A 12,563-nucleotide genomic window follows, 5' to 3' on the forward strand; every position below is an offset into this window, starting at 1 on the left:
CGGCCTCGGCGAGCGCCAGCCCCTGGCGGCCGGCCGGCCCGCGCAGCACCACCGGCTCCCGGTCGTCGGCCAGCAGCTCCGCGACCAGCGCGTCCGCCGCCTCGGCCGGCTCGACTTCGACCAGCCGGACCGTGCTGTCCGGGTACTCGCGCGCCAGCGTGCGGAACAGCCCGCGCAGCCCGTCCGCCCGGCCACCGGCGGACGGCGCCGCAGGGCGGGCGGCGAGCAGGCGGCGCGGCGCCAGGGCCAGTGCGGCCTGCAGGGCGGGTACACAGCCGGGCAGCACCGGCGCGCCGAGCTCGGCGAGCGGGTCGAGGAGCAGAACGCCGTCCAACCGGCCGTCTGCGGTGGAGAGCTCGTGTGCCGCATCGAACGGCAGGGCGTCTGCGCCGGCCGCGCCGAGACGGGCGGCGAGCGCGGCGGCGAGGCCGTGGCCGTCGTCGCCCAGCAGGGCGAAACGGCGGCCCGCGAGTGTGTCCGGCGATCCGGTGGGGTCGGGCAGCGGAACGGCGGCGAACCGCAGGCGGACCGGCTCGTGGCCGGCCACGACGACGGCGGGTTCAGGGGCGGCCGCGGGTTCCGGGTTCGGTTGGGTGGTGTGGGTGGTGTGGGTGGTGAGCCAGGTGGTGATGGCTGTGACGGTGCGGGCGCGGGAGAGTTCTTCGATCTGTCGGTCGTCGAGGGTGGTGAGGTCGGTGTCGGTGGTGGTGAGGCGGCGGGCGAGTTGGCCGATGATTTCGGTGCGCTTGATGGAGTCGATGCTGAGGTCGGCTTCGAGGTCGAGGTGGGGTTCGATCATGTCGGCCGGGTAGCCGGTGCGTTCGCTGATGGTCTCGACCACGACGTGCAGCAGGTCCACCGGTTCGGACGCCGCGAGCACCGTCGGCTCGGCGGCCGCGGCCGGCAGCGCCGGGGCCACCGGGGTAACCGCGGGAGCGACGGGGGCCGGCCGGGCCGGCGCCGCCGCCGCGCCGCCGAAGTACGTCATCAGCACGTCCCGTTGGGCCGCGATCAGTTCCCGGCTGGTGCGCAGGTAGTCCGCCACCAGCGCGTCACCCGCACCTTCGTACCCGCCGTTCGCCTGCGGTGCCTGCGCGGTCATCAGAGCCTCCGGTACGGGTCGGGCCGGCGCCAGCGCACCGGGCAGCAGGTCTCCGGCGGCCGTCCGCACCAAGTGCCCGTCCACCGTCCAGCCGGGCCGGCGCGTGGTGCGCACCCGGCCGGGGTCCACCGCGTCCCGGCCGCGCAGCAGCGGCCCGGTACGCACCGGCACTCCCGCGACCGCCAGTTCGGCCAGCGCGTCGAGGAAGCCCGGCAGCCCGCGGCGACGCCCCTCGACAGCCACCACGCGGTGCGGCCGCTCGCCGAGGACGGCCGACACCAGACCGGTCAGCACCGACCCCGGGCCGGCCTCGACGAAGACGCGCGCACCGGTTCGGTACATCGCCTCGATCTGCTCGACGAAACGCACCGGTGCGCCGATCTGCGCCGCGAGTTCGGCCCGCACCCCGGCCGGGTCCGCCGGGTAGGCGGCCGCGGTCCGGTTCGACCAGACCGGGAACTCCGGCGCGCGTACCGTCCGGGAGGCCAGCGCCGCCGCGAAGCGCTCGCCCGCGCCGCCGACCAGCGGGCTGTGGAAGGCACATGCGACGGGCAGCCGCTTGACCCCGAACCCGGCCGCCCGCAGCAGCTCGCCTGCCGCCGCGACCGCCTCCGTCCCACCGGAGATCACCGTCTGTCGTGGCGAGTTGTGGTTCGCGATCACCACGCTGCCGGCCGCGCCGGACGCCGTGAGGGCTCGCCCGACCTCCTCCGAGCCGGCCGCCACCGCGGCCATCGAGCCCGGATCCGCGCCCTCGCCGACCGCGTCCACGATCGCCCGGGCCCGCTCCGCGCTGAGCGCCGGCAGGTCCTCCGCGCCGAGCGCCCCGGCCGCGCACAGCGCGACCAACTCGCCGTAGCTGTGACCCCCTGCCAGGTCCGGGCGCACCCCGGCAAGCGCCAGCAGCTCGTACGCCGCGAGACCGGTCACGCCGAGCACCGGCTGCGCCACCCGGGTGTCGGTCACCGCCGCGCGCTGCGCCTCGCGGTCCTCCGGTGTGAAGGCCGCCGGCGGGTACAGCACCTCGGCGAACTCCCGGCCGAGCCGTAGCTGACGCTGCAACACCGGGAAGGCCGTGAACAGCTCCGCGAACATCCCCGGGCGCTGGCTGCCCTGCCCCGGGAACAGGAACGCCACCTGCCCGGCCTCGACGCCCGCGGACCCGGCCAGGTGCAGCCCATCCGCCGGAGCGTGCTCCCCGGCCCGCGCGCGGTACAGCAGCCCGGTCAACTCGGCCACGTCCGAGGCCACCACGGCGATCTGCACCGGCCCGCGTCCTGCCTCCGCCCGGCGGGACGCTGCCAGGGCCAGATCCCGCAGCCGCCACGGCTCGCCGTCCGCCGCCAGTTGCAGCAGTTCCTCGACCCAGCGCAGCGCTCCGGCCCGGTCCGTGCCGCGGAACAGGAACAGCTCGGCCGGCCACTGCGGCAGGCCGTGCACCGGCGGCGGGCTGTCGTAACCGCGCAGCACCGCGTGGAAGTTGGTGCCGCCGAAACCGAACGCGCTGACTCCGGCGATCCGTTCGGCCGGCGGTACCGCCCACGGCCGTGCCTCGGCGTGGAAGACGAACGGGCTCTCCGCTTCCCGCCAGGCCGGGTTCGGCCGCTCCAGGTGCAGGGTCGGGGGCTTGACGCCGGTGTACAGGGCCAGCGACGCCTTGATCAGACCGGCCAGGCCCGCCGCGCACTTGGTGTGCCCGATCTGCGACTTGACCGACCCGAGCGCGCAACTCCCCGGCGCCGCCCCGGCCTCCGTGAAAACCTCGGTCAGCGTGGCCAGTTCGGCCCGGTCGCCGACCACCGTCCCGGTGCCGTGTGCCTCCACCAGTCCCACCTCGGCCGGCCCGACCCCGGCACCGCGGTACGCGCGCTCCAGCGCCGCCCGCTGCCCCTCGGGGCGCGGGGCCGTCAGGCCCAGCGAACGGCCGTCGCTCGCGCTGCCGACGCCCTGGACCACCGCATACACCCGGTCGCCGTCCCGCTCCGCGTCCGCCAGACGCTTGAGCACCAGGCAGCCCACGCCCTCGCCCAGCGCGATGCCGTCCGCCGAGGCGTCGAACGGACGGGAGCGGCCGGTCGGCGAGAGCGCGTGCACCGAGGCGAACAGCAGGTAGTCGTTGATCCCGTTGTGCAGGTCCGCGCCGCCGCACAGCGCCAGGTCGCTGGTGCCCGCGACCAGCTCCTTGCAGGCCACGTCCAGCGCCGCCAGCGAGGACGCACAGGCCGCGTCCACCGTGAAGTTGGCGCCGCCCAGGTCCAGCCGGTTGGCGATCCGGCCCGAGATGACGTTCGCCAGCATGCCCGGGAAGGAGTCCTCGGTGAGCTTGGGCAGCTGCGCCGCGAGCGGCTCCGGCACCCGGCCCAGGTACGCCGGCAGCACCGACGCCAGCACCCCGGCGTTCGACAGGTCACTGCCCGCCTCCGCGCCGAACACCACCGTGGTCCGGGAGCGGTCGAAGCTCCGCCCGCCCTCCGCTCCGCCGCCGTCGTAGCCGGCGTCCACCAGCGCCCGGCGCGCGGCCTCCAGCGCCAGCAGCTGGACCGGCTCGATGCTGGCCAGGGCGGTCGGCGGGATGCCGTAGCTCAGCGGGTCGAACGGGATCGGCGGCAGGAAGCCGCCCCACCTGGACGGCGTGCTGCCGGGCTCGCCGTCCGGCGAGTAGTACAGTGCCGGGTCCCAGCGCTCGGCGGGCACCTCGGTGACCGCGTCGACCCCGGCCACCACGTTGGCCCAGAAAGCCGGTAGATCCGGCGCGTTCGGGAACATGCCCGCCATGCCGATCACCGCGATCTCCAGCGGCGCGGCCACCGGGTCGGCCTCCGCGGCCGGCTCCAGCTCCAGCTGCTGGACCAACTGCGCGGCCCGGGCGGCCAGGAACTCAGCCGCGCCGGTGCTGACCGCCGTGTGCAGCTCGGCCAGCGTGGTGGCGGCCGAGCGCAGCACCGCGACCTGGCCGGCCATGAACATCCCGCGGGCCAGCTGCTCCTGCTCGTCGACGCCGGTCAGCGAACCCGCCACCCGGTCCAGGCCCTTGCTGGCGACCCGCAGCCGGCCCACGTTCAACTGCTCCAGCCGCTCCCAGACTTCGCGCTCCGGCACGCCGTCCGCCCGAAGCCGCTCGCGGGTCCGCCGGAACTCCGCGGTGAACGGGCTCGGCACGCAGCGGGTGGCGTGGCCCGGCGCCGTCTGCAGAAGCTCCGTCCCGCGCGCGGCCAGCACCTGCCGCTGGAACTGCGGCTGGACGGCGCCCAGGGCGACCGCCTCCTCGGTGAACAGGTACGCCGTGCCCATCAGCAGGCCCGCCGCCACGCCCCGGTCCGCCAGCGGTGCGGCGAGCGCCGCCACCATCGCCGCCGACCGCTCGTCGTGCACGCCTCCCGCGAGCAGCACCTCGACTCGGGTGACCGCGTCCGCGGCGTCCAGGAAGTCCGAGAGCACGGCCAACTGGGCCTCCCAGAGAGGGAAGCTGTGCTGCGGCCCGACATGCCCGCCGCACTCCGAACCCTCGAAGACGAACCGGCGCGCCCCGTCCTCCAGGAACTGCCGCAGCAGGCCGGGGGAGGGGACGTGCAGGAATGTCCGGATCCCGGCCTGCTCCAACGTCCTTGCCTGCGACGGGCGTCCGCCCGCGATCACCGCGTGAGTGGGTCGCGCGGCCAGGACCTCGTCCAGCTGGGCGCCTCGCACCTCCTCCGGAGCGAAGCCCAACACGCCGACACCCCAGGCGAGACCGCCCGCTGCCGCGCTCGTGCGGGCCAGCAGCTCGCGGGTCTGCTCGCGGTCCGCCAGCGCCAGCGCGACGAACGGCAGCGCACCGGCGGCGGCCACCGCCGCGGCGAAGGCCGGCTGGTCGCTGACCCTGGTCATCGGCCCCTGCGCCACCGGCAGTTCGCTGCCCAGCACGTCACACATCCGCGCGTCCGGCCCGAGCAGCGCGGCGGCCGCGCCCGGCGCCGCCGCGGCCCGCAGCCCGTCCAGCACCGCGTCCCGGACGGCCCGCACCGCTCGGCCGGCGGTTCTCCAGCGGTCGGCGAATCTCTGTGCCAGGAAACAGTCTTGACCTAGCGCCAGTTCCATGCGCGATCCGTCCGGCTGAGCGCGCCGGAGCGCGCGGCGGCCGTCTACGAGCACGGTCTCGGAGCCGTCCAGGCCGCGAAGGGCGGCGGCGGCCTCGTCCGGCGGGGCCGACTCGGCCAGCAGGGCCAGCTGGCTGTCCAGCACCACCCCGGCCGCACCGCCCGCCACGGCCGCCGCCGCGGTGTGCGGCCCGATCCCGCCGCACGCCCATACGGGCACGGCGATCTCCGGTGCCGCCAGGAGCTGTTGCAGCAGCACGAAGGTGCTCAGCTCCCCGACCCGCCCGCCGCACTCGCTGCCACGCGCGACCAGGCCGTGCGCGCCGGCCCGCAGCGCCGCCAACGCCTCGGCCAGATCCGTCACTTCGGCGAGTACCCGGTACTCGCCGGCCAGCCTCGCCACGTCCCAGCCCGGGGTCGGCGCCGCCAGCACCACGGTGTGCGGGCCAGCGCCGCCCGGGGAGCGCAGCTCAGCGGGTGTCAGGCCGCAGTCGGGCTCGACCCGCACCCCGAACCGGCCGGGGGTGCGTTCGTACAGTCGGGCGAGTTCCTCGCGCGTCCGGCGGTCGCCGGTGCCGAGGTCGAGCACGCCGAGCGCGCCCGCCCGGCACACGGCCTCCGCCAGGCCAGCGTCCGGTGCGTGGAACGGGGTGATCCCGATGACGAGGTCGACCAGCGGGGGATTGGGCCTCATGGGCACTCCGGTGTGAGTCACGGTGCAGTCGGGGGCAGGTGCGACTCCTGGCGCAGTGGGCTACGAGCCTCGCGAAGGGGGAGTGCGAGGCATCGTTGCGCGATCCGCTGGCCGGTTGAAGAATGACCCTACCGATTGGTAGGCCTGGCAAGGTTAAGCCAAAGTTGCATGTGCATGTCAATATGGCTGACCCACTCTCCGGCGATCACTCAACCGGCGTGCCCGGCAGACAACTTGCCCCGCTCCTCCGGGTGGTCAGGGCTGCCGCATGAAGGGCTGGACAACTGACGCGCCACTGGGGGCACCCCGCAGGCCACAGTCGAAAACCGGTCAGACCTTCGCCGAGGCTCGGGCGGCGGCGGACCAGGAACACCGTCGCCACATGCTGATCGGTCTCAAGGTCCGGCTGTACATGACGCCGAGCAGCGAAGACTGGGATCTTCCCGCCAGCCTGTAGGCACGACTGAGGAGTTGAGTCCGCGCCTACTGCTCCTTGGTCCAGCCTTGCGTGCTGCAGACTGGGGAAGCGAGTTCACGGGTTGTCGGCCGGTCGGCATGTCGCCGCCCGGCCGACCCGTTCGCTCATGCCGCAGTCAGTTCCTTCTCAAGGTCATCTGGGAAGAGGAAGCTCAGGGTGTTCTTGGCAACGTAGGCCTTCACCTTGGACTTCAGAAGGAGCCGCCGTCGGCTGGCGACGTCACTGTCGTCCCACTGCGAAGCGAAGGTCGAGCCCGTGGGCCGTAGCGCCCTTGGCTTCGGTTGCAGCGCTTGTGCTACGGACTTTCGGCGTTCCGCGAGGCTGTTGATGCGCTGAAGATACTCCCCGTGCCCGCCCTCGTACTCGTACAGGCCCATGTCCTTCTCCGCTCGGATGTCGCTCATCGCCCGCGAGATGGATTCGGCCGTCTCGTAGCGTTCCGGGGGTGCCTCACACGGCACGGGCTCGACGACTTGTACCGTCGAGAACAGCTGGGCGACGATGGCGCTGAACTGCTCCTCGACGTAATCCATGGAGGCCGTGGTGTCGCACCGCACCGCGGTGACGTTCGCGGGAGCCCCGCAGCGGCTTGTGCATTTCGTTCAACCGGGCGGTCGCACCGGAAGCACTCAGGGGACCCGGAACAGCGCTGACCGGACGCCGGTCCTGGGGCTCCGCCAGCGTGCGACGTCCGCGAATCGTAAGGCTGCGATTCACGGAGTCCGCCGCGGCCGGCTCCTACAGTGGCCGGGACGTTCTTCCCATGAGAGGCGGTAGAGATGACGGTGCATCAGGAAGAGCCGTGGGCCGAGGTGGGTGTGATCGGTGGTTCGGGGCTGTACGCGCTGCTGGACGAGGTGGCGGAGGTGCGGGTCGACACGCCGTACGGTCCGCCCAGTGACGCGCTGTTCGTGGGCGAGGTGGCGGGGCGGCGGGTGGCGTTCGTGCCCCGGCACGGGCGCGGCCACGGGCTGCCGCCGCACCGGATCGACTACCGGGCCAACCTGTGGGCGCTGCGCTCGCTGGGGGTGCGGCAGGTGCTCGCGCCGTGCGCGGTGGGCGGGCTGCGGCCGGAGTACGGGCCGGGCACGCTGCTGGTGCCGGACCAGTTCGTGGACCGGACCTCGGGGCGGGTGCAGACCTTCTACGACGGGCTGCCGCTGCCGGACGGCTCGGTGCCCGAGGTGGTGCACGTGTCGATGGCCGACCCGTACTGCCCGGCCGGGCGGCGGGCCGCGCTGGAGGCGGCGCGCGGGGCGGCCTGGGATCCGGTGGACGGCGGGACGCTGGTGGTGATCGAGGGTCCGCGCTTCTCCACCCGGGCCGAGTCCCGCTGGTTCACCGCCAACGGCTGGTCGGTGGTCGGCATGACCGGGCACCCCGAGGCGGTGCTGGCGCGTGAACTCGGGCTCTGCTACACCTCGGTGGCACTCGTGACCGACCACGACGCCGGCGTGGAGGCCGGCGAGGGCGTCACCCAGGCCGAGGTGCTCAAGGTCTTCGCGGGGAGCGTCGACCGGCTGCGCACGGTGCTGTTCAAGGCGATCGGGATGCTGCCCGCCGACCGCGCGTGCGTCTGCTCGCACGCCTTGAACGGCCTCACGACCGGCCTTCCCGGCGACTGACCGCTCCGAACCGGTGGTGCCACCGCCGCGCGGTGCTTACGGATTCCGAACGGCGGTCCCGCCGGTGCCGACGGCGGGCAGGTGCCGGTGGCAGGGTGGGCGCGTGCTCACCCGTACTTCCCTGACCTGCGCCCTTGCGGTCGCCGCCCTCGCGGTGGCCCTCGCACTGACCGTGACCGGCGGCGGGACGCTCGCTGACCGGTCGCCGCTCTACGACTGGTACACGCTCGACGCCGCGCTCTTCGTCCTCGCGCTGCTCCTGCTGCGGAAGGTGAGCCGCCGTCACGTGGTGCCGCTGGTGCTGACCGGGAGCGTCCTGGTCGCCGCGGCCGGGTTGCTGGCGCCGCCGCGTACCAGCGACGACGCCTACCGGTACGTGTGGGACGGGCGGGTCCAGGCGGCCGGGCTCTCCCCGTACGCGTACACCCCGGACGACCCGGCGCTGGTCCGGCTGCGCGACGCGGGCCTGTTCCCGGTGGGGGACGGCTGTGCGACCTGGGACGAGCGGCGGACGGCGGCCGGGGACTGCACCCGTATCAACCGGCCGGCCGTGCACACCGTCTACCCGCCGGTCGCGGAGGCCTGGTTCCTCGCCGCGCACCCCTTCGGTGGCGGGGTGCGCGGTGCGCAGGCCGCCGGTGCGCTGCTGGCCGTCGCCACCACCGGTGTGCTGCTGGCGGTCGGGCGGGGCAGCCGGCGGGCGGCGCTGTGGGGGTGGTGTCCGGGCGTGACGGTGTGGGCGGTCAACGACGCGCACGTGGACACCCTCGGCGCGCTCCTCATGGTGGCCGGGTTGGGCTGTGCGGCCCGCCGCCGGGCCGGTGCCGGGGGCGCCCTGCTCGGGGCGGCGGTCGCGACCAAGCTGCTGCCGGCGCTCGCCCTGCCCGGTGCGGTGTCCGGGCTGCTGGCCCGGCGGCCGACGAAGGGCGACCTGACGGTGCTCGCGGCGGCCCTCGGTACGTTCCTGCTGGCCTACCTGCCGTACGTCGCCGTCTCCGGTTCCGGCGTCCTGGGCTACCTGCCCGGGTACCTGCGGGAGGAGGGCTACGAGCAGGGGCACCTCGACCGGTTCGGGTTGCTGCGGGTGGTCGTGCCGGACCGGTGGGCCGCGTGGGCGGCCGCCCTGGCGCTGGGTGCCGTGGTGCTGTGGGTGCTGCGGCGCGGTGATCCCCACCGTCCGTGGCGGGGCGCCCTCCTGGTGACGGGGACGGCCCTGCTGCTCGTCGCGCCGAGCTACCCCTGGTACGGACTGCTGGTGGTGGCCCTGGTGGCGCTCGACGGGCGGTGGGAGTGGCTGGCTGTCCCGGCGGCCGGACAGGCGCTCTACCTGGTGGGCGGGCCGCAGGCGCAGCGCACCGCCTACGCGGCCGCCCTGGCCTGCGTCCTGGTGGTGCCGGCGCTGCGCAGGCTCGTGAGCGCCGCGCCGGTCCGGTCGGCGCGCGGCGCGGCGCCGGAGATGACGAAACCCTGACGGAACACCGCCGTCACTGGCCGGGACCCGGGCCGACCTGGTCGAATCGGGGCCGTGGACAGAACAGCGGAACACCCCGAGGGCACGCCCGTGGGCCGGCGGGTCGTGCTCGGGCTGCTCGGCCTGGGCGCCGTGGGCGTCGCGGCCGGCCCGTACCTGCAGCGGGCCGAGTCGTCGTTGGCGGAACGTGACCCGAGCGGCCTGAGCGGGCTGCTGCCGGGCAACAACGGCTTCCGGTACTACTCGGTGGTGACCTCCGTCCCCGAGCGGACCGCGGTCGACTACACCCTCACCGTGGACGGACTGGTGGAGCGCCCCGCCACCCACCGGCTGGCCGACCTGCAGGCGATGCCGCAGCGGCGGCTGGTCAAGGACGTCCAGTGCGTCACCGGGTGGCGGGTGCCGGACACCCCGTTCGAGGGGGTGCCGCTGGCCCACCTCCTCGACGCCGCCGGGGTCGAGCCGGGAGCCAAGGCCGTGCGCTTCAGCTGTTTCGACGGCGCGTACACCGAGAGCCTCACCCTGGAGCAGGCCAGGCGGGACGACGTGCTGGTCGCACTGCGCATGCAGGACAATCCGATCGCGCACGACCACGGCGGGCCGGTGCGGCTGTACGTCGCGCCGATGTACTTCTACAAGTCCGCGAAGTGGCTCTCGGGCATCACCGTCACCGACGCGGTCCAGCCCGGGTACTGGGAGCGGAACGGATACGACGTCGACGCCTGGGTCGGCCGGTCGAACGGGCGGGACGATGCGCCGACGAGCTGAACTGATCCTCCGGTTCACCCGCGCCGAGCGCTGGGTGCACCGTACGACCGCCGCGCTGACGGGCGTCTGCCTGGCCACGGCCGCTTGCCTCTACCTCGCGCCGCTCGCCGAACTGGTCGGCAACCGGCCGCTGGTCGTCACCGTGCACGTCTGGTGCGGCCTGGCGCTGCCGGTGCCGCTGCTGCTCGGACTCGCCTCCCGGGCGGTGCGGGCGGACGTCACCCGGCTGAGCCGGTTCACCCCGGCGGACTGGCAGTGGCTGCGGGCCGTGCGCGCCCGAGCGGCACACCGGCCGGCCGGGAAGTTCAACGCCGGGCAGAAGCTCTACGCGCAGTGGACCCTCGGCTCGATGCTGGTGATCGTCGGCACCGGGCTGCTGATGTGGCTCACCCACCTCGCTCCACCGTCCTGGCGGACCGGCGCGACCTTCGTGCACGACTGGCTGGCCGCCGCCATCGCCGTCGTGGTCGCCGGGCACATCCGGATGGCCTGGCGGGACCGGGAGGCGCGGCTCGGGATGCGGACCGGCCTGGTGGAGCGACACTGGGCCGAGCGCGAGCACCCGCAGTGGCAGGCCACGGACGCGGAGCGCGAGCACCCGCACTGGCAGACCACGGACGCCGAGCGCTAAGGACTGTCCGGGCGAGCGGCATCGTGCCACAGCCCCTGGACCGCGGCGCCCGTCAGCCCCCGCGTCCAGGGGCTCTCACGCCTTGTGCAGCGCGAGTCACCCCTTGCGCAGCGCGAGGAAAGGGCGGCCGTGCGAGGTCCAGCGCTCCGCCTCGACGAGGCCCGCGGTGCGGGCCCGTCGCAGGGTTGCGGCCGGCCCGAGACGGGCCCAGGGGAACGGCGGGCCCAGGCGGCCGTCCGGGCCTTCCACCCGGACGACGGCGCGTTCGTCCACCTCCTCCGGCTCCACCTCCACCAGCAACAGCCCGTTCGGTGCGATGAGTTCGGCGCCCCGGCGGAGCAGGGCGTCGGGGTCGCCGCCGATGCCGAGGTTGCCGTCGGCGAGCAGCGCGGCGCCCCAGCGGCCCTCGGCGGGCAGACGGTCGAACACCGATCGGCAGAGCGCCGGACCGCCGAGGTGCCGGGTCCGCGCCACGGCGGCGCCGGTGATGTCGACACCGAGCGCCGGGACGCCGAGGGCCAGCAGGGCGGCGACCAGGCGGCCGGGCCCGCAGCCCAGGTCCACCACCGGCGCGTTCAGCCGCAGGCAGCGCCGCAGCAGGCTGTGGTCGCTCGCGGCGGCGGGCGCGCACCAGCGTTCGACATCGAGGGGGATGCGCGCGCCGTCCTCCTGGCGCAGCCACAGCGGGCCGCGCCCGGCGCGGACGGCCTCGGCGAACGGATCGTCCACCCACGCGGCAGCCGGGGCGGTCATCCGGCCGTCCCCGGTGCGGCGTCGATCGAGCGCAGGCACGCGGCGAACGTGGTCTGCGGCGCCTCTGCGGCGACCCGGCGCGCGGCGGCGATGGTGTCCACGTCGGTGGCCAGGTCGAGGTGGTGGACCGTCAGCCCGGCGGCGGCGAGGCGGGCGAGCAGCGCACGCCCGGTGTCGGGCGTGGACATCGGTACGCCCAGCAGTAGCCGTCGGGCGAGTCGCCCGGTGGGACGCGCCAGCCCGAGGGCCCAGAACCCGCCGTCCGCCGCGGGCCCGTACCAGGCGTCCACGCCGGGGCGGCGGGCGGCCGACAGCGGCTCGGCCAGCGCGGCCGCGTCCAACTGCGGGGTGTCCATGCCGACCAGCAGAGCGGGTGCCCGCGGGGCCACCCGGGCGGCCCGCGCGAAGGCGGCGGCCAGGCGTTCGTCGAGCCCGCCCGTGCACTGCGGCACGACCTCCCACCCCGGTGGCAGCCACCCACCCGGTTCGCCGTCCAGCACCAGCAGCCGCCGCCCGGCGGGCACCCGGCTCAGGGTGGCGAGGGTGTCCTCGAGCGCGGCTCCCGCCAGTGTCGCCGCCTGCTCGGGGGTGCAGGGCGGGGTGAGGCGGGTCTTCACCCGCCCGGGCACCGGAGACTTCGCGATGACCAGCAGGGTGGGCGTCGGCGCGGCCAGCACGGCCCGCATGTCCCGTACGGCCTGCCGGGTGCCGCGCAGCGTCCCGGTCACCTTGGAGCGGCCGGTTCGGGGCAGGTAGTCGACGGCGGTCTCGGCGATCCGCATCCCGGCCGCCGAGGCGGCGAGCACCATCTCCAGCGGATAGCCGGAGCGGCGGTCGCCCAGCCCGAGCGCGAGCAGCCGCTCCCGGTGTGCGGCGCGCATCGGCCCCAGGTCCGTGCAGGCGGCCGCGGCCGGTGGCGGCGCGGCAGGCGGCGGCCAGCCAGGCGTGGCGAGCCGGGCGTGCGC

Annotated in this window: 8 protein-coding genes; 4 read left to right on the plus strand and 4 right to left on the minus strand. The window is 75.0% G+C overall.

The window, feature by feature from the left end; all coding sequences use genetic code 11:
- Both HS99_RS37240 and HS99_RS37245 read right to left on the minus strand, forming a co-directional pair.
- Window positions 1–5,872 (minus strand): type I polyketide synthase (locus HS99_RS37240; RefSeq protein WP_063738009.1); only part of this gene is annotated, 5,872 nt, incomplete at its 3' end.
- A 582-nt stretch (window positions 5,873–6,454) separates the two neighbouring features.
- Window positions 6,455–6,883 carry a hypothetical protein gene (locus HS99_RS37245; protein WP_141763893.1) on the minus strand — a complete coding sequence of 143 codons (429 nt, stop codon included), beginning with the start codon at window positions 6,881–6,883 and terminating at the stop codon, window positions 6,455–6,457.
- Between the two features lie 246 nt (window positions 6,884–7,129).
- Between HS99_RS37245 and HS99_RS37250 the strand changes: the two genes are divergently transcribed.
- The 4 genes from HS99_RS37250 (at window position 7,130) to HS99_RS37265 (ending at window position 10,845) form a co-directional block, all read left to right on the plus strand.
- A complete protein-coding gene (locus tag HS99_RS37250; RefSeq protein ID WP_030550767.1) occupies window positions 7,130–7,975 on the plus strand; it encodes an S-methyl-5'-thioadenosine phosphorylase in 846 nt (281 codons plus the stop codon).
- 103 nt (window positions 7,976–8,078) lie between these two features.
- The gene (locus HS99_RS37255) at window positions 8,079–9,446 is read left to right on the plus strand and encodes a glycosyltransferase 87 family protein (protein WP_050366967.1); all 1,368 of its coding nucleotides are present in this window, start codon (window positions 8,079–8,081) and stop codon (window positions 9,444–9,446) included.
- 54 nt (window positions 9,447–9,500) lie between these two features.
- Window positions 9,501–10,214, plus strand: coding sequence for a molybdopterin-dependent oxidoreductase (locus HS99_RS37260; RefSeq protein WP_030550763.1), 714 nt, complete (start codon window positions 9,501–9,503; stop codon window positions 10,212–10,214).
- Window positions 10,198–10,845, plus strand: a complete 648-nt coding sequence (locus HS99_RS37265) for a cytochrome b/b6 domain-containing protein (RefSeq protein ID WP_046385900.1) — start codon at window positions 10,198–10,200, stop codon at window positions 10,843–10,845. Before HS99_RS37260 ends, HS99_RS37265 begins: the two co-directional genes overlap by 17 nt.
- A gap of 96 nt (window positions 10,846–10,941) precedes the next feature.
- Here the strand turns inward: HS99_RS37265 and HS99_RS37270 are convergent, their stop codons facing one another.
- Both HS99_RS37270 and HS99_RS37275 read right to left on the minus strand, forming a co-directional pair.
- Window positions 10,942–11,598, minus strand: a complete 657-nt coding sequence (locus tag HS99_RS37270) for a class I SAM-dependent methyltransferase (protein ID WP_030278975.1) — start codon at window positions 11,596–11,598, stop codon at window positions 10,942–10,944.
- Window positions 11,595–12,563, minus strand: a 969-nt coding sequence (locus tag HS99_RS37275; RefSeq protein ID WP_370863336.1) for a TIGR04282 family arsenosugar biosynthesis glycosyltransferase, incomplete at its 5' end; no start/stop codon positions are given. The genes HS99_RS37275 and HS99_RS37270, both read right to left, overlap by 4 nt.

Source organism: Kitasatospora aureofaciens, assembly GCF_001188955.3.
GTDB classification, from domain to species: domain Bacteria; phylum Actinomycetota; class Actinomycetes; order Streptomycetales; family Streptomycetaceae; genus Kitasatospora; species Kitasatospora aureofaciens.